Origin of the sequence: Streptomyces sp. NPDC048057, from assembly GCF_040653095.1 — a bacterium.
GTDB lineage: Bacteria > Actinomycetota > Actinomycetes > Streptomycetales > Streptomycetaceae > Streptomyces.
On the sequence record NZ_JBEZNF010000020.1, the window covers coordinates 47,060 to 69,914 of the forward strand.

Annotated in this window: 16 protein-coding genes, 3 tRNA genes and 1 pseudogene; 10 read left to right on the plus strand and 10 right to left on the minus strand. The window is 71.9% G+C overall.

What is annotated here, in order from left to right; translation table 11 throughout:
- Positions 1–152: 152 nt before the first annotated feature.
- Positions 153–938 carry a TSUP family transporter gene (locus AB0E05_RS23455; protein WP_361966582.1) on the plus strand — a complete coding sequence of 262 codons (786 nt, stop codon included), beginning with the start codon at positions 153–155 and terminating at the stop codon, positions 936–938.
- Positions 939–962: 24 nt separating this feature from the next.
- Here AB0E05_RS23455 and AB0E05_RS23460 read toward each other — a convergent pair whose 3' ends face one another.
- Together AB0E05_RS23460 and AB0E05_RS23465 are read right to left on the minus strand one after the other, a co-directional pair.
- Positions 963–1,730: a dienelactone hydrolase family protein gene (locus AB0E05_RS23460; RefSeq protein WP_361966789.1), complete on the minus strand. Its 768-nt coding sequence runs from the start codon at positions 1,728–1,730 to the stop codon at positions 963–965.
- Between the two features lie 55 nt (positions 1,731–1,785).
- Positions 1,786–2,091 (minus strand): cupin domain-containing protein, encoded by a 306-nt coding sequence (locus AB0E05_RS23465; RefSeq protein WP_361966584.1) that lies wholly within the window; start codon positions 2,089–2,091, stop codon positions 1,786–1,788.
- A 243-nt stretch (positions 2,092–2,334) separates the two neighbouring features.
- Here AB0E05_RS23465 and AB0E05_RS23470 point away from each other — a divergent pair, with 243 nt between their 5' ends.
- From AB0E05_RS23470 to AB0E05_RS23485, 4 genes are all read left to right on the plus strand, one after another.
- The gene (locus AB0E05_RS23470) at positions 2,335–3,048 is read left to right on the plus strand and encodes a TetR-like C-terminal domain-containing protein (RefSeq protein WP_361966586.1); all 714 of its coding nucleotides are present in this window, start codon (positions 2,335–2,337) and stop codon (positions 3,046–3,048) included.
- A gap of 40 nt (positions 3,049–3,088) precedes the next feature.
- Complete coding sequence (locus AB0E05_RS23475) at positions 3,089–4,255, plus strand: MAB_1171c family putative transporter (RefSeq protein ID WP_361966588.1); 1,167 nt, start codon at positions 3,089–3,091, stop codon at positions 4,253–4,255.
- 306 nt (positions 4,256–4,561) lie between these two features.
- The gene (locus tag AB0E05_RS23480) at positions 4,562–5,020 is read left to right on the plus strand and encodes a helix-turn-helix domain-containing protein (RefSeq protein ID WP_361966590.1); all 459 of its coding nucleotides are present in this window, start codon (positions 4,562–4,564) and stop codon (positions 5,018–5,020) included.
- A gap of 5 nt (positions 5,021–5,025) precedes the next feature.
- Complete coding sequence (locus tag AB0E05_RS23485) at positions 5,026–5,610, plus strand: toxin (RefSeq protein WP_361966792.1); 585 nt, start codon at positions 5,026–5,028, stop codon at positions 5,608–5,610.
- A 45-nt stretch (positions 5,611–5,655) separates the two neighbouring features.
- Here AB0E05_RS23485 and AB0E05_RS23490 read toward each other — a convergent pair whose 3' ends face one another.
- Positions 5,656–9,204: an aminotransferase class I/II-fold pyridoxal phosphate-dependent enzyme gene (locus AB0E05_RS23490; RefSeq protein ID WP_361966592.1), complete on the minus strand. Its 3,549-nt coding sequence runs from the start codon at positions 9,202–9,204 to the stop codon at positions 5,656–5,658.
- Positions 9,201–10,142 (minus strand): NAD-dependent epimerase/dehydratase family protein, encoded by a 942-nt coding sequence (locus tag AB0E05_RS23495; protein WP_361966594.1) that lies wholly within the window; start codon positions 10,140–10,142, stop codon positions 9,201–9,203. Before AB0E05_RS23495 ends, AB0E05_RS23490 begins: the two co-directional genes overlap by 4 nt.
- 151 nt (positions 10,143–10,293) lie before the next feature.
- Here AB0E05_RS23495 and AB0E05_RS23500 point away from each other — a divergent pair.
- From AB0E05_RS23500 to AB0E05_RS23510, 3 genes are all read left to right on the plus strand, one after another.
- Positions 10,294–10,365 (plus strand) — tRNA-OTHER (locus AB0E05_RS23500).
- A 6-nt stretch (positions 10,366–10,371) separates the two neighbouring features.
- A tRNA-Gly gene (locus AB0E05_RS23505) sits at positions 10,372–10,443 on the plus strand.
- 28 nt (positions 10,444–10,471) lie between these two features.
- Complete coding sequence (locus AB0E05_RS23510; RefSeq protein ID WP_361966596.1) at positions 10,472–11,833, plus strand: SDR family NAD(P)-dependent oxidoreductase; 1,362 nt, start codon at positions 10,472–10,474, stop codon at positions 11,831–11,833.
- 13 nt (positions 11,834–11,846) lie between these two features.
- Here AB0E05_RS23510 and AB0E05_RS23515 read toward each other — a convergent pair whose 3' ends face one another.
- Together AB0E05_RS23515 and AB0E05_RS23520 are read right to left on the minus strand one after the other, a co-directional pair.
- Complete coding sequence (locus tag AB0E05_RS23515) at positions 11,847–13,733, minus strand: AAA family ATPase (protein ID WP_361966599.1); 1,887 nt, start codon at positions 13,731–13,733, stop codon at positions 11,847–11,849.
- Positions 13,730–15,136 (minus strand): hypothetical protein, encoded by a 1,407-nt coding sequence (locus tag AB0E05_RS23520; protein WP_361966601.1) that lies wholly within the window; start codon positions 15,134–15,136, stop codon positions 13,730–13,732. Before AB0E05_RS23520 ends, AB0E05_RS23515 begins: the two co-directional genes overlap by 4 nt.
- Positions 15,137–15,233: 97 nt before the next feature.
- Between AB0E05_RS23520 and AB0E05_RS23525 the strand changes: the two genes are divergently transcribed.
- Positions 15,234–15,309: transfer RNA gene (locus AB0E05_RS23525), tRNA-Trp, on the plus strand.
- Positions 15,310–15,347: 38 nt separating this feature from the next.
- On the opposite strand, the gene AB0E05_RS23530 is transcribed toward AB0E05_RS23525, so the two are convergent.
- From AB0E05_RS23530 to AB0E05_RS23545, 4 genes and pseudogenes are all read right to left on the minus strand, one after another.
- On the minus strand, positions 15,348–16,187 hold the full coding sequence (locus tag AB0E05_RS23530; protein WP_361966604.1) for a hypothetical protein: 840 nt from the start codon (positions 16,185–16,187) through the stop codon (positions 15,348–15,350).
- Between the two features lie 204 nt (positions 16,188–16,391).
- Entirely contained in the window at positions 16,392–17,273 is an 882-nt protein-coding gene (locus AB0E05_RS23535) for a geranyl diphosphate 2-C-methyltransferase (RefSeq protein ID WP_361966606.1), read from the minus strand.
- Between the two features lie 14 nt (positions 17,274–17,287).
- A pseudogene (locus AB0E05_RS23540) lies at positions 17,288–18,385 on the minus strand (family 2 encapsulin nanocompartment cargo protein terpene cyclase); the annotation flags it as partial.
- A gap of 26 nt (positions 18,386–18,411) precedes the next feature.
- Positions 18,412–19,818 carry a family 2B encapsulin nanocompartment shell protein gene (locus AB0E05_RS23545; RefSeq protein WP_361966608.1) on the minus strand — a complete coding sequence of 469 codons (1,407 nt, stop codon included), beginning with the start codon at positions 19,816–19,818 and terminating at the stop codon, positions 18,412–18,414.
- A 621-nt stretch (positions 19,819–20,439) separates the two neighbouring features.
- On the opposite strand from AB0E05_RS23545, the gene AB0E05_RS23550 reads away from it, so the two are divergent.
- Positions 20,440–22,845, plus strand: a complete 2,406-nt coding sequence (locus AB0E05_RS23550; RefSeq protein WP_361966610.1) for an excinuclease ABC subunit UvrA — start codon at positions 20,440–20,442, stop codon at positions 22,843–22,845.
- Positions 22,846–22,855 lie beyond the last annotated feature (10 nt).

The following is a 22,855-nucleotide window of genomic DNA, read 5'->3' on the forward strand; positions in this document are numbered from 1 at the left end:
TTGTTCCCTGCGGCGCCACGTCCGGCGACCGGAGCGAGCCGGCCACGGCGGGGCAGCGACAACAGGTGGCGCTGGGGGTGCCACCGTGCCTGCCCCGCGGTCCGGACGGTGATCGTTGGACGGCGCACCGGTCTCCTTCCTAAGGTCACGCCGTGCCTGACATATCTCTGACCACACTGGTGCTGCTCGCCGTCGCCGCCGCGGCGGCCGGATGGATCGACGCGGTGGTGGGCGGCGGCGGACTGCTGCTGCTCCCCGCGCTCCTCCTCGGCCTGCCGCAGTCCCCCGCCGCGCACGCCCTCGGGACGAACAAGGCGGTGGCGATCGTGGGGACGACGGGCGCCGCCGTCACGTATCTGCGCAAGGCGACGATCGACGTCCGCACGGCCGCGCGGATCGGCCTGGCGGCGCTCGCCGGGTCGATGGGCGGGGCGTTCTTCGCGGCCGGCATCAGCAGTGCGGTGCTGCGGCCCGTGATCATGGTGGTGCTGCTGGGGGTCGCCGCGTTCGTCCTGCTGCGCCCCGGGTTCGGCACGCTCCCCGAGGAGCAGCGACGGGCCGTGACCCGGGCGCGGAAGGTGACCGCGATCGTGGTCGTCGGCGGCGGGATCGGCTTCTACGACGGGCTGTTCGGGCCCGGTACAGGCACCTTCCTGGTGCTGGCCCTCACCGCCGTGCTCCACCTCGACCTCGTGGCGGCATCGGCCACCGCGAAGGTGGTCAACGTGTGCACCAACGCGGGCGCCCTGGTCATGTTCGCCGCCCAGGGCGCGGTGATCTGGCAACTGGCGGCCGTCCTCGCCGTGTTCAACCTGCTGGGGGCGACGATCGGCGCACGGATGGCGCTGCGGAAGGGGACCGGGTTCGTCCGCGGGGTGCTGCTGACGGTCGTGCTCCTGCTGGTGACCAAGCTCGCCTTCGACCAGTGGGGGCCGTGAGCCCCCGCTGCCCGCGCCCGGCCGTCAGCTCCGCTGCTTCAGCATACGGTCGAGCAGGTCCGCCAGCTCCGACCAGTGGCGTTCGTCGGAGCCGAGGTCGTAGGCGTCGGTGTCGGCCTGGGTGAAGCCGTGCTGCGCGCCGGGGTAGACGGTCGTCCGGTGGCGTACGCCCGCCGACTCCAGCGCCCGTTCCAGCCGGTCGATCTGCTCCGGCGGCATGGCGCGGTCCTGGTCGGCGTGGCCGAAGAGCGCCTCGGCCCGGATGCGTCCCGCGAGCAGGTGGGGGCTCTGCGCGTCCTCGGTGGCCAGGTTCGAACCGTGGAAGCCCGCGACGGCGGCGACGCGCTCGGGGAAGGTCCCGGCGGTGCGCAGCGCGAGGTTGGCGCCCAGGCAGTAGCCGACGAGGCCGACCGGTCCGGCCGCGGTCAGCGGGGAGTCGCGCAGCCAGTCCAGGTACGCGCCGGCGTCCCGCATCGCCGCCTGCGGCCCGAGCGACTGGATCAACGGAAGGAGCTGGCCGAGGAGTTCCTGGCGCCGGGGCGCGTCGATGAACTCCGGCAGCGCGACCACGGGGGCCGGCCCCTGCCGGTGGAAGTGGTTCGGCACCAGGACCGTGAAGCCGCCCGACGCCAGCCGGTCCGCCATCTTCCGTACGTGCTCCCGCAGCCCGAAGGCGTCCGAGAACACCAGGACCGCGGGGTGCGGTCCGTCGTCTTCGGGGTGTGCCAGATATGCGTCCGCGGGGCCGTCCGGCGTGTGGACGTCCACGTTCCCTCCGCGCACGGCAACCATGTCCGCCACCTTCCCTTCCTTCGGGAGCCTGTTGCGTCGGCTCGCTCCGTGCGCCCTACGACTCGGGCACTTCGACGATCACCAGGGTGCCCCAACTCCCGGGGCGGACGGCGTGCCGCGTGCCGGCCGGGATCCAGTACACGCCGCCGGGGCCGACGGTCACCGCGGCGTCGTCCACGTCCAGTTCCAACTTGCCGACGAGGACGAACAGCATCTCCGCAGCGCCGTGGGACTCGGCCTCCACCGGTTTGTCGTCCATCCGCAGGACCTTGACGCTGGCCGTGCCCACCTGCCCCAGCAGGTGCGAACTCCAGGCGTCCGGCAGTGCGGAAGCCGCATCGAAGACGTTGATCGGGCCCATGACCTACCTCTCAGGGGCACTGCTCGACAGCAGGCGCCCGCGGCACGTTCGGTGGATGCCAGGGAAGCTACCCGAGTCGCGCCGGGCCTTGGTCGACCGTTCGGCAAAACCTCCGGACGGCGGGCGCGAGCCGTCCCCCGGGCGGGGCGCGGGGCGCGGAACGAGGGCGGGGCGCCCTCTCCAACCGCTGGCCGCACGGCCGGGCCGGCCGCCCGGTACGGTTCCCGCATGGACGTTTCCGCAATGAGTTCGAACGATGACGCAGTGACGCCGGCGGCACGGGTCAAGGAGGCCGCACGGCGCCAGTTGGCGCTGGTGGGTGCCGCAGCGCTGACGCCGGAAGCCGTGGCGGACGACGGGGGCCTGTCCGTCGCCGACGTGACGGGCGTCTTCCCGGACCGGGACGCCCTGCTGACCGCGCTCCTCATCGACGCGTACAACGCGTCCGCCGCCGAGATGGAGCGGGCGGACGGGGCCGCCAAGGAAGCCGGTGCGTCCGCGGGGGCGCGGCTGCTGGCGGCCACGCGCGCGCTGCGCGCCTGGTCCTTCGCCAACCCCGGTGAGTTCGCCCTGGTGTACGGCTCCCCCGTGCCCGGCTACCACGCGCCCCAGGACACGGTGCCGCCCGCGTCGCGCACCCCCGCCGTCCTGGCCGGCATCGTGCTGTCCGCGCTTCAGGCGGGGGAACTGACCCCGCCGCGCCGCACCCTGCCGGGTCCGCCGCTGCTGCTGCCCGCGGCCGAGGCGCTGTTCGGCGGCGCCCCGCCGGCCCCGTACTCGGACCTCCTCGAACGCGGCATCGCCCTGTGGAGCAGCCTCGTCGGGCTGTTGGTGTTCCAGGTCTTCAGCCGCACCCACGACAGCGTCAGCGACGAGGTCGCGTACTTCGACCACGCCATCGCGGTGGCCGCCGAGGGCATCGGCCTCGAAGTGCCCCTGGGCGAGCGGACCGACTGAATCACGCGCCGCACCAGCGGCACCGGTAGGAAATCAGGCAGTGAACACCATCAGAACCCTGTGCTTCGTCATTGCAGCACTCTCTTCGTACGCCGCGCTCGTCTACCGGCTGACCCAGGCCCGGCGAAGCTGGCAGGACAGCGCGTACCGCGCACTGATCACCACCCTGGTGCTCCAGTGCCTCACCTTCACGATGGGCGCGGTCGCCATGGGCGGCGACAGCTTCCTGGGCGTCGGCAACCTCGCGATCCTCGGCATGCACCTGTCCGCCGTGGCCTTCTGCGTCAGCGCGCAGATCATCCTGCTGCGCTGGGCGGCGGCCGACGAGGACGCCCGACGGAAGTCGCGCTACTGGGTGATCACCGGGATCACCCTGAACGCGGTGCTGACGGCGCTCTTCTTCCTCGCCGACGGCCCCGGTCGGCCCTCGTCCGACTTCGACACCGGCAGCGGCCAACCGCTGGTCCTGGTCTATCTGCTGGCGTTCATCGTCTCCCAGGCGGTGCCGTGCGTCACGATCTTCCGCCAGTGCGGTCCCTACGCGCGGATGACCGACAACGCCTCGCTGCGGCAGGCCCTGCGGCTGCTCTCGGTGGCCGCCGTGGTCCTGTTCCTGTACTGCACGGCGCGGACGGTCAACATCCTCACGGCGGCGGCCGGGGTCGACATCGGCGCCTGGGCGCTCGCCTCGAACGTCTTCAGCGCGACGGGCATCGCCGTGCTGTCGCTGAGTCTGACGAACTCCTCGTGGGGGCCGTCGGCCACCCGGCTGCTGGAGTGGGTGCGCACCTACCGTTCGTACCGGGCCCTGTATCCGCTCTGGCGGGACCTGTACGAGTCCTCGCCGGACATCGCGTTGGAGCCGCCGGGTGCGTCGGTGTCGGCTTCGGTGTCGGACCTCGACTACCGGTTGCACCGTCGGGTGGTGGAGATACGGGACGGCTGGCGGGATCTGCGTCCCTACATCGACCGCACGGACCGGGGCGCCGGTGCTCCCGCGGAGGGCGCGAGCGAGGAGTCGCGACAGGCGTTCACCGAAGCGGCGCAGCTCAGACGGGCGCTGGACGCCAAGCGGGCGGGCACGATGCCGCACGACAACAAGGACGCCGGCGACTTCGACGACCGCGACCCGGACAATTTCTCCGCGGAGGTGGCCTGGCTCACCCAGGTCGCATCGGCCTACAGTAAGCTCGGCAGGGCAGGTTGAGAGCTCCCGCCCGGTTTGCATCCCCCGTCAAACCGGGCGGGCCTCCCCCGTGTCTCCCCCGTAGTGCTGCACTGCGCCGGACGGATGGCTTCCGCCCGGACCGACCCGACCCATCCCCCGAGGGTCGGACCGGTCCGACGCCGCTGAGCGAACCAACCGGGCACCCCCGTGATCCAAGTTAGCTGTCAGCTATCGGCGGGTTCCAACGTTGGCGGAATCCCGTCCGATTGTCAACTGACCGCTAATCTGTGACACTGCTATATAGCCAAGGGCTATGCCGAGGAGGTGACGGGAGGACGATTCACCATGACCGCGACTGACGAACGGCCCCTGCTCGCCGTGCGCCTCGACGACCTGTTCAAGACGGTCCGCCCCAAGGGCAAGCACTGGACCAATGCCGAGGTGGCCGAGGAGCTGAAGCGGGCGAACCCCGACCTGAAGGTCGGGGGCGTGTATCTGTCGCAGTTGCGGACGGGGAAGCGGGCCAATCCCTCACCCGACCTGCTGGCCGCCCTGGCGCGCTTCTTCGGCGTCTCGGTGGCCTACTTCTTCGACGAGAAGGTCGCCGAGTCGGTGCTCGGCGAACTCGCCGCCATCGAGGCGCTGCGGCAGTCCGGCGTCCGGGCAGTGGCGATGCGTGCGGCCGGGATGAAGAAGGAGAACCTCCAGGCCATCACCGCCATCATGGACCAGTACCGACAGTTGCAGGGCCTGCCGCCCGTCACCGACTCCTCCGCGCCGGACGCCCCGGACGCCCCGGAGTGAGCGCGTTGAGGGGCGCCAAGAAGGACCGGCCGTCCGAGCAGGACCGGGCGCGCCGCAGCCAGCTCAAGAAGCTCCGCAAGGCCGGTGCGCAGCGGATCGCCGCACTCGACCTGCCGGAAGTCTCCGACGTGGCCGAGCTCTGCCGCCACCTCGGCGAGGTGCGCAGCCGGCCGATCACCCTCGTTCCGATGCCGATGCCCTCGACGCATCCGTGCGGGATGTGGGTCGCCGCCCGCGACGAGGACCTCATCTTCTACGACGCCAACACCACCAGCGCGCATCAGGAGCACATCATCTTGCACGAGCTGGGACACATCATCTGCTGCCACCGCGGGGCCGGCGGACTGGACGAGGACGCCGCCCGCCTCCTCTTCCCCAACCTGGACCCCCAGATCGTGCGCGACATGCTCCTGCGTGCCAGCTACGACAACGTCCAGGAGCAGGAGGCGGAGATCATCGCCTATCTGCTCGCCCAACGGCTGGGCGGCACCGAGCAGTTGCACGGCGCGCCCGAGTCCACGGCGACCAGGAAGGGCCGTGACCCCGGGCGGAGCGCCATGCTCAGCCGGATAGAACGCACCCTGATCTGAGCCGGGGCGGTGTCGGTGCGGACGGGTGGCAACGGGGGCGCGGGTTCATCGGTCGGTCGCCGTCGCCGCCACTTCCTCGGCGAGGACCGAGACCGCCCGTCGCACGTCGTCCTCCCGGTGCTCGCTGGTGACGAAGAAGCGCAGCCGCGACAGCCCCTCCTCCACCGCGGGGTGGAAGATCGGGTCGGCGATGACGCCCCGTTCGTACAGCCGGTCCGCGACGCGCAGGGTGCGCTCCGAGTCCCCGAGGATGCACGGCACGATCGGGGTGTGGGCGCTGGAGCCGGTGGCGATGCCGGCCGCGGTGGCCGAACCGAGGAAGAGTTCGGCGTTGCGGCGCAGCGCGGCGAGGCGCTGCGGCTCGGCGAGGATCAGCTCCGTGGCGGCCAGCGCCGCAGCCGCGTTCGCCGGGGTCAGTCCGACGCTGTAGACGAAGCCGGGCAGCGTGTGCCGCAGCCAGCGCACCATGCGTGCGGAGCCGCCGAGGTAGCCGCCGCAGCTCGCGAACGCCTTGGAGAGGGTGCCCATCCACAGGTCCACGTCGTCGCGGTCGACGCCGAAGAACTCTCCGACGCCCCGGCCCTGGTGCCCCACGGTGCCGATGCTGTGCGCCTCGTCGACCATCAACAGTGCGCCGAAACGCTTCTTCAGCTCGATGACGGCCGGCAGGTCGACCAGGTCGCCGTCCATGCTGTACGCGCCCTCGACGGCGATCAGCACCCGTCGGAAGCGGGAGCGGTTGCGTCGCAGCACGTGTTCGAGCTGGTCCACGTCGTTGTGGGCGAAGGGGCGGCGGGCGGCGCCGGACAGGGCGCAGCCCTGGAGGATGCTGTCGTGCGCGAGCGCGTCGTGGACCACGAGGTCGCCGTCCCCGACGAGGTGCCCTATCGCGGTGACGTTGGTGGCGTGGCCGCTCACCAGCGTCAGGCAGTCCCCGACGCCGAGGAAGTCGGTGAGCGCCCGCTCCAGACGGACGGTGAGGTCGCGCTCCCCGGAGAGCACCCGACTGGCGGAGACGGAGCTGCCGTAGCGGTCGATCGCCTCGTGCACGGCGTCGTTGACCTTCGGATGGCCGGAGAGCCCCAGGTAGTTGTAGCTGCCGAAGGACAGATAGGGGCGGCCGGCGATCACCGTGGTGGAGCGGATGGTGCCCTCGTGGACCCGGAAGTACGGGAAGTCGGCGCCGCTGTCGACGATCGAGCTGAGGCGCTGCTCGAACAGCCCCACCTCCGGGAAGTCGTCCACGTTCGCGGTCTCGGCGCGCCACTGCGCCCCGGGCTCGTGCGGGGCCGGTTCCTGCGGTACGGCCGGGGGTGGACCGTCGTCCGCCGTCTCCAGCGCCTGCCCCGGGGCGACCAGGCCGATCAGCCCGGCCACGGTGAGGCCGGGGGCGTACAGCCCCTCGCTCTGGAAGCCCGGTACGCGCTTGCCGATGTTGGTCTCCAGCTCCTGGAGCATCAGCGAGTCGAAACCGAGGTCGGTGCCGAGGTCCATCCCTTCGCCCAGGTCGGAGCGGGGGAAGACGCCGGTGCGCGACACCTCTTCGAAGACGATGGACGCGACCCGCGGCGGGGCCGCAAGGGGTGCGGGGGACGGTTGTTCGCGCCCGGTCGGCGTGGGCGCGGGCGCGGCCCCGTACGGCTCCCCCGGTGGGACGTCGTCCCCGTCGACCTCGCGTCTGGACTCGTCCACGACCCAGTGGTGGCGCGGGGCGAGCGGGCTCGGCGGCAGGGTGTACGGAGGGGTGCGCTGGGTGAGCGGGCGCAGTCCGGCGCCGGTGGTGGCGCGTTCGGCGAGCCGGGCCAGTGCGTCCGTACGGTCCTGTGCGGGCAGCGAGCCCGGCTGCGGTACGGCGACGTCGGGCGGCGAGGTGCCCGGGGACACGGTGCCGACCGACTGCCCCGGGCCGATGTCGCCGTCACGGCCGGCGGTGACGGCCGCGGCTGCCGCGGTCAGCTTGGCGATGGCGTCGTCCGTGTCCTGCGCGACCACCGCGAGGCGTTCCGCGAAGGGGGCCCGGTTCGCCAGGGTGCCCGCCACGCGGTCGAGCGACGGGTGGTCGGTGGCGATGGTGTGCGCCATCTCCCGGGCGTAGCGGGCGAGTCCGGCCCGGTCGCGGGCGCTGAGGACCAGTAGGTGGGGCCCTTCGGCCGGAGCGGGCCGGGTCGGCGTGGCGGGGCCCTGCTCCACCACCATGTGGACGCCGGTGCCGCCGAAGCCGAAGGCGCTCACGCCGGCGCGGCGCGGCTGGGCGTCCCCCGGCCAGGGCGTGGGCTTCGTCGCGACGGTCAGCCGTGCCGCGTCGAGCGCGGCGCCGCCGTCCGCGAGGTCGAAGTCGGGTTGCGGCGGTATGACGCCGCGCTGCACGGCGAGGACGGACTTGATGAGACCGGCTATCCCGGCGGAGTTCAGGGAGTGTCCGACGACGGCCTTCACGGCGCCGAGGAAGGCGGGCGCGGCCTGGTCGCCGCGCAGTTCGCCGAGGACGCCGAGTTCGACGGGGTCGCCGACCGTGGTCCCGGTGCCGTGGGCCTCCAGATAGCCCACGGTGTCGGGCGGGATGCCGGCGTCCCGGTAGGCCCGGCGCAGTGCGCGCAGTTGGCCCGCCGCCTGGGGGTGCATGCCGCCCTGGACGGTTCCGTCGTTGGCGGTGCCCACCCCGCGGATCACCGCGTAGACGCGGTCGCCGGCGGCCAGTGCGTCGCTCAGCGGGCGCAGCACCAGCACGCCGGCGCCCTCGCCGAGGACGAAGCCGTCTGCCTCGGCACCGAACGGCAGGCACCGGCCGCTGCGGGAGATGGCACCGATGCGGCACAGGCCCACCAGCAGGTCGGGGGCGAGGATGAGCTGGGCGCCGCCGGCGAGGGCGATGCGGGTGCGGCCGGCGCGCAGCGCGTGCACGGCGTTGGCCACCGCCATCAGTCCGCCGGAGCACGCCGCGTCCAGCGCGTAGCTCTCGCCGTGCAGGTCGAAGACGGAACTGACGGTGTTGGGGCCCATGTTCAGCAGGAGGCCGGCGACCGACGAGCCGTGCAGCCCGTCGACGCCGCGGACCGTCTCGCGCCAGTGCGGGTCCCTGGCACGGGCTCCGAACTCGCCGCCGGTCAGCTGGCGCATGCGGATCTGCATGGTGCTCAGCTCGCGGTAGCCGCTCTCGGTGAGCGCGGTGATGACCGAGGTCTCCTCGCGGTCGAAGCCGTCTACCTCCCACCCGGCGTCCTGGACCGCCTCGCGCGCCAGGTCGATCAGCAGTCGGTGCTGGGGGTCCATGGCCTTGGCCCGGCGCGGCGGTATGCCGTAGTGCGCGGCGTCGAAGTGGCCCACGTCCGGCAGGAGCGCCATGGTGTCGGTGTACGTCGCCGAGGTGTCGCGGAAGTCGTCGCTGAGGAAGGACTCGGTGCGCCAGCGCGACGGCGGTACCGCGGAGAACTGTGCCTGCGGGTCCGTCAGCAGCCGCCAGTACTCGTTGACGTTGCGCGCTCCGGGGAAGCGGCACGCCATGCCGACCACGGCGACGGCGTTGTCGTGGTCGGGGTCGCGGTGGCCGGCGGCAGGGCGTCCCGACCGGGACTCGGCGTGGTTCGCGGCGCTCATCGGGCGCCTCCCTCGCGCTCGCGCCACCAGCCCACGGTCGCCTTGATCTGCTCGTCGACGGGGGTGGCGCGCACGGCGAACTCCGCTTCGTACGCCCGGGAGTCGACTTCGAAGGGCCGGTCGAACTGGTAGCGGACCTCCTTCAGTTCGCGCAGCAGCGGTGCGAAGAGGGCGCCGAGGCCGAGGACGGCCGACGGGACCCTGCGGACGGCGACCGGCCCGGTGCCCGCTTCGGCCGCGAGCCGGTCGACCATCTGGCGGACGGACAGCGGGGGCTGCGTCGGGCAGTGCCATGCGCGTCCCCAGGCGCGTTCCTCGCCGGCGACCTCGACCAGTGCCGAGGCGACGTCGGGCAGATAGGTCCAGCTGTGCGGGGCGTCGGGGTCGCCGAGGGTGGACACCGGCTTGCCGCGCAGCAGCGCGGGCAGGACGCGGCCGGCGAGATGACCGCCGTCGGTCACCCCGGGTCCGAAGAAGTCGCTGGCCCGGACCTCGACGGCCTTGATCCGCCCCTGCTCGTGCAGGGTCCGCGCCTGCTCCCACGCCGCGGCGCGCACGCGCCCCTTGGTGGTGGTCGCCGCGAGCGGCAGCTCTTCGGTCATGGGTCCGTCCACCGGGCCGTACCCGTAGAGGTTCCCCAGCATGACGAGGACGGCGCCGGTCTCTTCGGCGGCGGCGCACGCGGCGGCGGTGAGCGGCGCCCATGCGGTCGCCCAGCGGTGGAGCGGCGGTGCGGCGCAGTGGTGGATCGCGGTGGCGCCCCGCGCTGCCTCGATCAGGCTGCGACTGTCGGCGGCGTCCGCTTTGACGTGCTCGATTCCCGGTTCTGGGCTTCGGCCCGATCTGGTGATGACCCGTACCGAATGACCCTTTTCGGCCAACATCCGAGCGGTGGCGGCCCCTGCGGGCCCGAAACCAATGACGACTTGAGAACTCACACGGGCACACTAACCCGCACCTGTACTGATCATATGTGGGGCAACATTGACCAAGCGCGCCGTACCGCGCGGTCGGATCGGCGGGGGTCGCGGCCGTGGGATTCGGCCAAATGACCGTCGGACTCACCGAAGGTATGATCACCGGCACTGCCCGGACGTAGCGCAGAGGCAGGCGCGCCGACCCTCCAGTCGAGTCACGTCGGTTCGAATCCGACCGTCCGGGCGGCCCGGTCCCGTAGCGCAGAGGCAGGCGCACTCACTTGCCAAGGGAGGCACGCCGGTTCGAATCCGGCCGGGGCCACGGAGCACGACGGCGGAACGGGGCGGACATGACGCAGCACGATCACGATCACGCGGTACCGCCCGGCGCCGACGAGCTCGAAGCCTTCCACCGCACGATCGCGAAGCTACGGGCGTTGCCCGTGGACCACCCCGTGCGGCTGCGGGCCGAGCACGTCGCGGAGTCCTTCGCCCGCGACGGGCGCGGCCGGCGCCGCAGGGCCCGCAGGGAAGGTCGGAGCGAGGCCGACGCCGCCGTGCTGGCCGCGACGGCGACGGGGGCCGTCGCCCGACGGGAGGACGCACCGCTGGTGCCCGCGGCGGAGGGGCCGGGTGGCGTCCTGCACCGGCCCCGGCGCTGCTACGTCTGCAAGTCGTTCTATCGACGGGCCGATGCCTTCTACCACGCGCTCTGCCCGGCCTGCGCCGCCGACAACACCGCGCGTCGCGGTCTGTCCACCGATCTCAGCGGTCGTCGGGCGCTGCTCACCGGCGGGCGGGTGAAGATCGGCTTCCAGTTGGCGCTGATGATGCTCCGGGACGGCGCCGAGGTCCTCGTCACGTCCCGGTTCCCGCAGGACGCGCTGCGCCGCTTCCGGGCCGTGGCCGGCAGCGGCGCATGGCTCGACCGGCTGACCGTGATCGCGGTCGACCTGCGCGACCCCCGTCAGGTCATCGGGGTCTGCGAACGGCTCCACGAGGGGGGCGAGCCGCTGGACATCCTGGTGAACAACGCGGCGCAGACGGTGCGGCGTCCGCCCGAGTCGTACGCGCTGCTCGCCGCGGGCGAAGGCGCGGAGCTCCCGGCGTCCGCCTGGGCGGCCCCCGGCTACGCTCCGAGGCGGGCGCTGACGGCGAGCGCCGCCGGGGGCGCGCTCGCCCTGGTGCTGGCGGATGCCGACGAGGCGGGGCTGCTGCCCGACCGCGCACCCGCCAACTCCTGGTCCGCTCGGATCGGCGAGCTGGATCCGGCCGAACTCCTGGAGACCCAGCTCGTCAACGCCCTCGCACCGGCCCTCCTCGTCGACCGGCTGCTGCCGCTGCTGTTGGCCTCGCCGCGGACCGACCGGTACGTCGTGAACGTCACGGCGGTGGAGGGCCGGTTCGCCGTGCGGCACAAGACGGCCGGCCATCCGCACACCAACATGGCGAAGGCCGCCCTCAACATGCTCACCCGCACCAGCGGGGCCGAACTCGCGGCCCACGGGGTGCACATGTGCAGCGTCGACACCGGTTGGATCACCGACGAGAACCCGCTGCCGAAGAAGGACCGACTGGCCGCCGAGGGCTTCCGCACGCCGTTGGACGTCGTGGACGGCGCGGCGCGCGTGTACGACCCGATCGTGCGGGGCGAGGCGGGCGCCCCCGTGTCCGGCGTCTTCCTCAAGGACTACCGGGAGGCCGCGTGGTGACCGCCCCCCTCCGTCAGGACTTGGGGGTCGCGGCGAACACCTCTATCCAGAACCGCTGGTGCTGCTCCGAGGCACCGACCAGATAGGTCGACCGCAGCTTCGGCGGCAACAGGGCCACCAGCCGTACCACCGTCTTGCGGTGCTTCTTCAGCTGTGACAGCTCGGCGTTGGCGATGACCTGGTGCACCGTGTCGCTGTCGTCACCGCCCTCGGTGGACCGTTCCGCCGCGCGCCGCAGCCGTGTCTCCCAGGCGTCCGCCTGGCGGGCCAGTTCCCGCAGGCCCGTCACGGGCCGGTTGTTCAGCCGGTCCATCAGGCTGGTCAGCTGCACCGGGGCGTACTCACCGTCGCCCAGGTAGACCGTGCCCATCTCCAGCGGGAGTCCGCGCTGGTGGAGCTTGATCAGCCGCTCGATGGTGCGTTTGGTGATCCAGCCGCGTCCGTCCTCGTCGATGTCGTGCTTCCACCAGTCCAACACGGTCTCGGCCACCGGACCGTAGGTGTCGATCAGCCATTCGTTGGCCGGGACGTCCCCCGGCTCGACCGTCAGGGACGCGGTGAACCGGGTCGCCTGGGCGATGTTGTTCCGGGTGACCAGAAGCTTGCGGCCCAGGTGGTACGGCGGGTTCTGCACCGCGACCTGGGCCCGCAGCCCCTCGATCGGCCGCCCGGCGAGCGACCACTCCTGGGTGATCTCCATCAGCTTGGCGAACGCCGCCTTGTCCTTGGGGCGGTTGTACTCGTCCCAGACGATCGCCTTCGGCTCCGGTCCGGTGAAGACGTCGGCGAGCAGGTTGTCCAGGGAGCCGTCGGGCGTCGGGATCGGTGCGCAGAGGTCCTCGACGTTGGTCACCGGGAGCGAGTAGTACAGCGGTTCCCGTCCGCCGAGCCCTTCGCGGAGCGTCTGGCGCACCAGTTCGGTCTTGCCGCACCCCGGTGGGCCCTGGAGCAGCACCGTCCACCGGTTGCGCAGGGCGGCCCGCACCACCCGGCGCACCGGGTCGCTGATCCGCTCGGGGTTCGGCACGTCCAGGAGCCGGGCGATCCGGTCCAGGATCTCGCGGGTGCGGTTCGGTCCCGGGCTGCCGTCGGGTCGGACGTCGACGAGCCGCAGGCGCTCTCCGTTGACCAGGGGCAGGCCCCAGCTCAGCGGGAAGCCTTCCTGTGCCTGGGCGAGGACGTGGTCCAGCGTGCGCGGTGAGAGCAGTTCGCGGAGCCGGGGGCTGAGGGACGCCCACAGCGTGAACACTCCGCTGAGGTCCCAGCGTCGGTAGGCGGCGGCCAGTCTGTGCCGCCAGGCGGTGTCGTTGGCGGTGATCCGGATGGTGACCATCCGGTCCAGGATCGCGAGGTCGCTACGGCGGGCGGCGGTCTCGGCCAGGGACTCGTTGTCGGTGAGGAAGACGCCGATGCAGCCGAGCGCCCGCAGGTCGTACCCGCCGAGCGTCCAGTTGCAGGCGATCTGCATCAGCTGCGACTGGATCGACTCCCCGGCCTGGAGCGAGTCGTCGATGAGCAGCACGAACGGCCGTCCGGGCGCGAGCTGCTTCATCACCAGCTGCCGCAGCACCAGCCGCCCGCTCTCCGCGTCCCGCACGGGCGCGTTGGCCAGCAGGTCGTCGGGGGTGAGGTTGGCGGCGGGCACCAGGACCAGTTCGGCGTCCGGGTACGCCTCGGCGACGTGGGAGAAGAAGGTCGAGGTCTTGCCGATGCCGTGTTCGCCGAAGACCTGACCGGTCTGCCCCATGTCGATCATCGCGTCGATGAAGGACTCCAGTCGTGACACCCCCGTCCAGCCGTCGGGCCGCTGCGGATAGGTGGCGTTGGGCCGCCAGGGGGCCGTGCCGGATCCGGAGCCGGCCGCGGAGGCGCGGGAGGACGGTGCCGTGGACCTGCTCATGTCGTTCCTGTGGTGACGCGATGGCAGGCCATCGGGGGTGTGTGGGCGTCGGGCCAGTCGTCGCCGCCCTCGGTGATGAGCCAGATCCACTTGTCCGGCTCGGCGGGCGTGATGTGCGGTGCGTACCCGTCGGTGAGCACCACCACGGCGTCCGGGGCGGTGTGGAAGGGCAGGCCGTCGACGGCGGTCCGGCCCTCCACGTAGTCGGCGACCGCCTGGAAGCTGGTGCCACCGCCGCCGTACACCCGCTCACCGGGGCGGAACGGCAGCACCACGGAGTCGAAGGACAGCCAGTGCGCCTCGACCCCGTCGATGCCGCCGACGAGTTCGGTCAGCCAGTGGACCACCCGGTCCGGCATCGACCCCGAGGTGTCGTACGCGATGACCAACACCTTGTCCCGCACCGGGCCGCGCCGCGAGAGCATGGGGTCGTGCCCCAGCGCGGCCAGCAGCGCGCCCCGCTTCTTCGGGTACACCAGCCGTTCGCCGTCCCTGAGCCTGGACGCGACGACGTCCACCAGCCACCGCTGCCACCAGTCGACCCGGCCCGTACGGGAGGTGTGTCCGCGCAACAGCCCGGCGCCGAGCCGGCCCCACATCCGCGTCAGGCGCTCCGACGCGCCGACGGTGCGGTCCATCAGTTCGCCGATCTCGGCGTCGGCGACGGCGTGGCCGCGCCGGGCCGCGAGGAGCACGTTGAGCAGGACGGAGTGCACGGTGGCGTCGACGGTCTGCTGGTCGGTCGGTATCCCGGAGTGGGTGAGCCGGATGCAGCGGGGCACCGGCACCGGAGGGTGCGCCATGCGTTTCAACTCGCCGTACACCGACATGTCGGTGGCGGTGAAGGAGGCGTAGTCCACCGGCTCCAGGCCGTGGGTCCGCAGGTCGGTGCAGTAGGCCGAGTGGATCTCCCGGGGGTCGATGCCGACGGGCGTGCCGTTCGCCGACACGGGCAGTCCCGGCACGTCGAGCCGCACCGACGCCACGTGATTGATCGAGACCTCGGCGGCGAGGGTGAAGACCGGATCGTCCTGCAACTCCCGTTCCACGAAGAGATGACGGTGGATCAGGTGTCGGGCTTCGTGGAACAGCACGAACTTCACGCCGTCCAACCCCAGGGAGACGAAGAACTCCGGGTTGTACAGCAGGAGACAGGTGCCGTCGCCGCTCGCCACGACCGCCGCCGTGTCGACGGCCGTGGTCGCGATCTGGTGGTGGCACTTGGCGTACAGCCAGGAGGCCACCGCCGAGCCGGAGAGCCCGAAGTCCAGCAGGGCGGCCTCCTTCAGCCGCCGCCCTTCCTCGGCCACCGCGGCGTCAGCGGGCCGCCACCGCTCCAGCGCGCGTCTGTCGGCCAGGTCGACCACATGGCGCGGCCGTGCTCCGACCTCCCCGTCACCCATGCCCCCAGCCCCCCTCGTACATGTTCCTTGGTATCAGCCCGCACTGACATCGGGCGCGGGTGTTTCTCCGGACGGTTGGCCTATGATCGCCACCAAGGCGGGGTCGTAGCGCAGAGGCAGTCGCACCGGTCTCCAGAACCGGAACACGCTGGTTCGACTCCAGCCGCCCCGCCCCTTTCCCGGCCCCTGCCCCGCGCCCCGCTCCCGTCCGTCAGGCGATCGCGCCGGACGTCACCACGAGCTCCGGAACGGTCCCGGTGAACGTCGGGAGCAGTTGCGCCAGTACGGCCCACGCCTCCACGTTCGCTCCGAGGGAGCCCAACACCAGCGGCCTGAGCGCCGCTTCGGCGTCGGGCATCCGGCTGGGGAACGCCCAGCGGCCGGTGTCCAGGGCGGACAGGGCGGCCAGGGCCGGGCGGTGCGTGGTCGCGTGGACGCCGGGGCCGTCCATGATGCCGGCCGTCCGCATCCGGTGGGCGTACCGGGGATGGCTGGCGAACCGTTCCCGCAGGGTCGCGGGGCAGTCGGGCCGCAGGGCCAGCGCCCACCGCGCGTACCCGGGCAGGGCCTGCTCCACGTCGGCCTCGACGACCCGCTGCCAGTCCTCGCGCGGGATCCAACGGGCGATCCGGTGTCCCCGGCCCATGGTGGTGACGGCCCGCAGCTCGGGGACCAACCGCTCCCGCGGGATCGGGTCGGGACGCTGCGGGTACTCCCTGCTGAGCACGTCCGTCGTCCGCGGGACCGGCCCGTGTCGGCCCGGCCCGAAGGACTCGCCGTCGATCACCGCCACCTGGAGCGCACCGGGCAGCACGCCGGCGAGCAGCACCAGTTCGTTGAGCAGGGGGTCGTCCTGCTCCAGCATCCACAGGGGCGCGGAGGCCGGCAGGGACGCGACGGCGATCTCCCGGACGGCGCTCCAGCGGCCCGGCGGCACGGCCCTGCTCTGCTGCTCGACTCCGATGCGTTCCCGCACCCGCTCGGCGTCGTCGGGGTCGGCCAGCGAGACGAGTACGTCGATCGCCCTGTTGATCCTGCGGTCGTCGTGCACGGGCCCCCACCCTCGTCGCGTCGCCCGGGCACGGTCCGCCCGATGGTGCCGAACTCGCCAAAGCGTACGGGATCCCCCGCTCCCACCAGGGCAGACGCCTTCCAAGCGTGACCCGAGCGACGGCGGGCCGGACGTCGGTCGGGTCACGCGCCCGGCCCGCGCCCGCGGGGTGCGGGGGCGGGCCGGGGTGCGGATCGGCGGGCGTCAGACGCGGTCGGCCGCGATCAGCAGGTACTGGAAGGAGCCGTCCCGGTACGAGTTGATGAAGGCGTCCTCGATCCCGGTGACCAGGGAGGACGTGGCGCGCAGCTCCCAGTACGGCAGGGTCGCCGGCGTCAGGTCGATGATGGTCTGGGGGACGAGGCGGTTGTCCACCATGGCGCGCAGGTACTCACGACGGGAGTGGATGTTGCACTCGAAGTGCGCGTTGATCTGCGAGACCCATTTCGAGGGCTGGCCGTACACCGGGTTCCAGCAGCCCGTGATGGTGACGTACCGGCCGCCGACGGCGAGGATGCGGGAGTGCTCGGCGAAGAGGTCGTGCAGGTCGACGTACATGCTCGACTCGTTGTTCCACGAGGCGGCGACCTGGCCGGTGTCGAAGGGCATGTCGAGCATGTTGCAGACCCGGGCCCGTACGGACTTGTCGATGCCCAGTTCGCCGGCGCGGCCGTTGGCGAAGTCGGCCTGCTTGACCGAGAGGGTGACGCCGTCGACTTCGCAGCCGAAGCGCTGGTGGGCCATCACCATGGTGCCGCCGCGACCGCAGCCGGCGTCCACCAGGACGTCCTCCCGCTGGATGGGGCCGAGGTGGTCGAGGAGGAGTTCGGCCTGCGCCGACTCCAGTCGGTGCAGCTCGGCGACGAGCTTCTGCTCGCGGTCGGCGTCGGCCGGGCCGCCGAGCGCCGCGTGGTCGACGTCGCCGATGCCGTAGTGGTGGTGGTACAGGCCGTCGACGTCGCCCAGGCGCAGGTTGACGGGCCTGGCCTCGTGGTTCCAGTAGCGGGCGATGTCCCCCTGGTACGGCGTCGCCGGGGCGGGGATGGTGAGGGTGTCACGGGCGGTCGTGACGTCGGGCAGGGTCACTGATGGGTCCTTCCTTACCAGAAGTCGGGCAGGCTGTAGCGGTAGGTGTTGGTCTGGTGCCAGTGGTGGTTGCCGTCGACCCAGGTGGCCACGCCGCGCAGGAAGCGGACCAGGGTCGGGACGGGGCAGGCGACGGCGAGGGCGGCGGCCTCCGTCTCGAAGGCGTGCATCAGGTCGTTGTGGACCTCGACCGCCTTCAGGTACGCCTCGCGTTCGGTGCGCTGCTCCCGCTCGGCGATCACCACCGTGAGGTTCAGGTGCCGGCCGGGGCTTCGGAGTTCCTTGGTGTAGGAGTACAGGTCGTTGACGATGGTGGTGGCGTTGGAGGCGAGGGCGATGACCCGCTGGAGCGCCGGCTGCGCGTGCAGGTCCGCCGGGAGTTCGTAGCCTCCGACGCTGTCGGTGATGGTGGGGCAGGGGCGGAAGTTGTTGAACTGGCGCATCGCCAGGTACTCCCACACCTCGGGGACGTGTTCCGTCTGGTCCCAGGCGGCCTCGGCGAGGTACCCCAGGTGCAGTCGGGCCATGTCGTGCCGGAACCGGTCGGCCTGGGAGGGCGTGGCCAGTTGGCGGAAGTGCTCCATCGCCGAGCGGTACGCGCGCCGGGGCGCGTCCTCCTCCAGCGACCGGGCCCAGGCCGGCTCGTACTCCGCCGTGGTGTGCAGCGGGTCGAGCGCGGTGTGCGCCAGCAGCAGGCGTCCGCCGAGGCCGACGGGCGAGCCGCCGTGGTCCTCGCAGTAGCAGTCGTCGACCGCGTTCTCGGCGACCATGAGGCGCGCGGCGGCCATCAGGTGGTCGACCGTGGGGGCGTCGGGATGGCAGGCGGCCATGTAACGCCCCACGGCGAACCCCCGGAACTGCTCCTCCCACTCGGGGGGATACAGCCGGACCTCGTCGATCGCCCACGTCGCGATCCGGCGGTCGACCTCCTCGGCCCGGGCGTGGTCGTACTCCACCGGGTGGTGGTAGAGGCCCGGGACGGGGCTGCCGGCCGGCGGCGGCCCCGGTCCGTCCGCCCCCGACGAGCCTGCCGGCGACGGCGGCTCCGCGCGCCGCCCCGGGTACAGGCTCGCCGTGCCCAGGCCGGTGGGTCCGCCCAGGACGCGCCTGAGGGGTTCGGTGCTCACGCGCGCGCCGCTCAGCTGTTGCGGGCGATCTGGACGTTCTCCAGCACACCGAGGGCGTCGGGCACGAGAACGGCGGCGGAGTAGTACGTGGTGACCAGGTAGGAGATGATCGCCTTCTCGTCGATGCCCATGAAGCGCACCGAGACGCCCGGCTCGTACTCGTCCGGCAGCCCGGTCTGGTTGAGGCCGATGACGCCCTGGTTGTCCTCGCCGGTGCGCATCACCAGGATGGAGCTGGTGTTCTCCTTGGTGATGGGGATCTTGTTGCACGGCAGGATCGGTACGCCGCGCCAGGCGGGGACCTGCTGGCCGCCGACGTCGACGTGGTTCGGGTACAGCCCGCGGGCGTTGAACTCGCGGCCGATGGCGGCGATCGTCCGCGGGTGGGCGAAGAAGTACTTGGCGCCGCGGCGGCGGCACAGCAGCTCGTCGAGGTCGTCCGGGGTGGGCGGACCCGAGTGGGTCTGGATCCGCTGGTTGAAGGCGGCGTTGTGGAGCAGGCCGAACTCGCGGTTGTTGACCAGCTCGTGCTCCTGCCGCTCGCGCAGGGCCTCGATGGTGAGCCGCAGCTGCTGCTCGGTCTGGTTCATCGGCTTGTTGTAGAGGTCCGCGACGCGGGTGTGGACCCGCAGCACGGTCTGCGCGAGGGAGAGTTCGTACTCCCTGGGGTTCAGCTCGTAGTCGACGAAGGCGCCGGGCAGCTCGGCCTCGCCGGTGTGGCCGGCGGACATCGCGATCTCCGCCTCGCCCAAGCGGTTCTGCCGCTGCTGCGGGAGCGTGCGGAAGTCCTGGAGGTGCGCCTGGAGACCGGGTGAACGTTCCACCACGGCGGTGAAGTCGGTACGGGAGAGGGTGAGCAGGGTGCCCGCGGTCCTGGCGACGGCGGTCTGGTCCCAGGTGGCGTCCTGGTCCAGCAGGGCGTCCTGGCCGAACCGGTCGCCGTCGGCGAGCAAACCGGTGACGCTCTCGTCGCCGTACGGGCCGACGGAGACCTGCTCGATCCGGCCGTGCGCGATCAGGTGGATCTGCTCGGCGGGCGTGCCGCGCTCCACCAGCACCTCGCCGGCGGCGAAGTCGCGCTGGACGCACCGGCCGGCGAGCTCGGTGAGCACGTCCACGTCGTCGAAGCCGCGCAGCAGCGACAGCTCCCCCAGCTCGCGGGGGATGACCCGGACCTCCGCGCCGTCCTGGACGAACTCGATGCGACCGTCACCGACGGTGTAGGTCAGCCGGCGGTTCACCCGGTACGTGCCGCCGGAGACCTCGACCCAGGGCAGCATCTTGAGCAGCCAGCGGGAGGTGATCTCCTGCATCTGCGGGGCGGACTTGGTGGTGGTGGCCAGGTTGCGGGCAGCCGCGGTGCTGAGGCTGCTCTGCTGCGGCGCCTGGAGGGGCTCCGGGCTGGTGTCCACGGTCATCGGGCAGGGCTCTCCTTCACGAGGGCAGCGTTCGACGCATGCACGTGTCAGTCAGTGACATGAGGAACGGCAGAACAAAGGGAACGAACGGGACGGGACCAAGGAACGACGGGGTGCACGAGAAAGGGGGGTGGTCGGGGAACAGGCACCCGGGAGATCGTTCCGTCCCAGATCCACGAGAACCGTAGGGGCTGCCGAGCCCATTGCTCCATTGGGCGGCATCCGCCTCCCTCGATGCAGTGAACTTCCGCCGTGTCGGGTTTGCCGGCGCCGCTGGCGCTGCTAGCCGCCGAACGAACGCCTGCGCGACGAAAAGTGCCTCTCACCGCGCCCGGAGACCACGTCACACCGGAGCACCCCGGGGCCGGCGTCGGGATCGATCAGGATCTGAGAAGCGCAGGTCACCGCGGTCCGCCTAGGGTGATCCCGCGACCTGACACGGTGCACCCGACGCCCCCGCCAACCGATCTTGCACCGATTTGGCAGGTAAGACGCGAATTGCCATACTTGTCCGCCGCTGGCGGCGCAGGTGGGTGACCGGGCCGGCAGGTCGACCGGATCGAACCAGACGACGCCGAGGGAGGCCGCCGAGGCGGCAGCGCCCGACGGATGGAGAACACGATGAGCAAGGCCAAGAGGACCGCCGCGCAGCAGCCCGCGCCGTCCGCCGCCGACAGCCACGAGGTGATCCGCGTGCACGGGGCGCGCGAGAACAACCTCAAGGACGTCAGCGTCGAGATACCCAAGCGTCGGCTGACGGTGTTCACCGGCGTCTCCGGCTCGGGCAAGAGCTCCCTGGTGTTCGACACCGTCGCCGCCGAGTCGCAGCGGCTGATCAACGAGACGTACAGCGCCTTCGTGCAGGGCTTCATGCCCACGCTGGCGCGGCCCGAGGTGGACGTGCTCGAAGGGCTGACCACCGCGATCATCGTCGACCAGCAGCGGCTGGGCGCCGACCCGCGCTCCACGGTGGGCACTGTCACCGACGCCAACGCGATGCTGCGGATCCTCTTCAGCCGGCTCGGGAAGCCGCACGTCGGCCCGCCCGCGGCGTACGCCTTCAACGTGGCCTCGGTGCGGGCCAGCGGCGCCATCACGGTCGAGCGGGGCGCCGGCGCGAAGAAGGCGGTCAAGCAGACCTTCACGCGCACCGGCGGCATGTGCGTGCGCTGCGAGGGCCGGGGCGCGGTCTCCGACATCGACCTCAGCCAGCTCTACGACGACTCCAAGTCCATCTCCGACGGCGCGTTCACCATCCCCGGCTGGAAGTCGGACAGCTGGTGGACGGTGCGGACCTACGCCGAGTCGGGCTTCGTCGACCCGGACAAGCCGATCCGCGACTTCACCGAGAAGGAGATGCGGGACTTCCTGTACGGGGAGCCGACCAAGGTGAAGGTCGAGGGCGTCAACCTCACCTACGAGGGGCTGATCCCCAAGATCCAGAAGTCCTTCCTCGCCAAGGACAAGGAGGCGATGCAGCCGCACGTCCGGGCCTTCGTGGAGCGCGCGGTCACCTTCACCACCTGTCCCGACTGCGACGGCACCCGGCTGAACGAGGGCGCCCGGTCGTCGAAGATCAAGCGGATCAACATCGCCGACGCCTGCGCGATGCAGATCAGCGATCTGGCGGAGTGGGTCCGCGGGCTGCGGGAGCCGTCGGTGGCGCCGCTGCTCACCGCGCTCCAGGGCACCCTCGACTCGTTCGTGGAGATCGGCCTCGGCTATCTGTCGCTCGACCGGGCGTCGGGGACGCTGTCGGGCGGCGAGGCGCAGCGCGTGAAGATGATCCGCCACCTGGGCTCCTCACTCACCGACGTCACGTACGTCTTCGACGAGCCGACCGCGGGGCTGCACCCGCACGACATCCAGCGGATGAACGGGCTGCTGCTGCGGCTGCGCGACAAGGGCAACACGGTGCTGGTGGTGGAGCACAAGCCCGAGGTCATCGCGATCGCCGACCACGTCGTCGACCTCGGGCCCGGCGCCGGCACCGAGGGCGGCTCCGTCTGCTTCGAGGGCACCGTCGAGGGGCTGCGGGCCAGCGGCACGGTCACCGGCCGGCACTTCGACGACCGGGCGGCGGTCAAGGGCACCGTGCGCGAGCCCACCGGTGCGATCCAGGTCCGCGGCGCCACCAAGCACAACCTCCAGGGCGTCGACGTGGACGTCCCGCTCGGGGTGCTCGCGGTCGTCACCGGGGTCGCCGGGTCGGGCAAGAGCTCCCTGGTGCACGGTTCGCTGGCGCAGCAGGCGGGGGCCGAGGGCGTGGTGTCGGTGGACCAGAGCCCGATCCGCGGCTCGCGGCGGAGCAACCCGGCGACGTACACGGGTCTGCTCGACCCGATCCGCAAGGCGTTCGCCAAGGCCAACGGCGTGAAGCCGGCGCTGTTCAGCGCCAATTCCGAAGGGGCCTGCCCCGAGTGCAAGGGCGCCGGCGTCATCTACACGGACCTGGCGATGATGGCGGGCGTCAGCACCCCCTGCGAGGAGTGCGGGGGCCGCAGGTTCCAGGCCGCGGTGCTCGACCACCACCTCGGCGGGCGCGACATCAGCGAGGTGCTCGCGATGTCGGTGACGGAGGCCGAGGAGTTCTTCGGCGCCGGCGAGGCGCGCACTCCGGCCGCCCACCGCGTCCTGGGCCGCCTCGTGGACGTCGGGCTCGGCTACGTCACCCTCGGCCAGCCGCTGACCACCCTGTCGGGCGGCGAGCGGCAGCGGCTCAAGCTGGCCACGCACATGGCGGAGAAGGGCGGGGTGTACGTCCTCGACGAGCCGACCGCCGGTCTGCACCTGGCCGACGTCGAGCAGCTGCTCGACCTGCTGGACCGGCTCGTCGACTCCGGGAAGTCCGTGATCGTGGTCGAGCACCACCAGGCGGTGATGGCGCACGCGGACTGGATCATCGACCTCGGTCCCGGCGCCGGCCACGACGGCGGCCGGGTCGTCTTCGAGGGCACGCCGGCCGAACTCGTCGCCGCGCGCTCCACCCTCACCGGGGAGCACCTGGCCCAGTACGTCGGGGGCTGAGCCCCGCCGC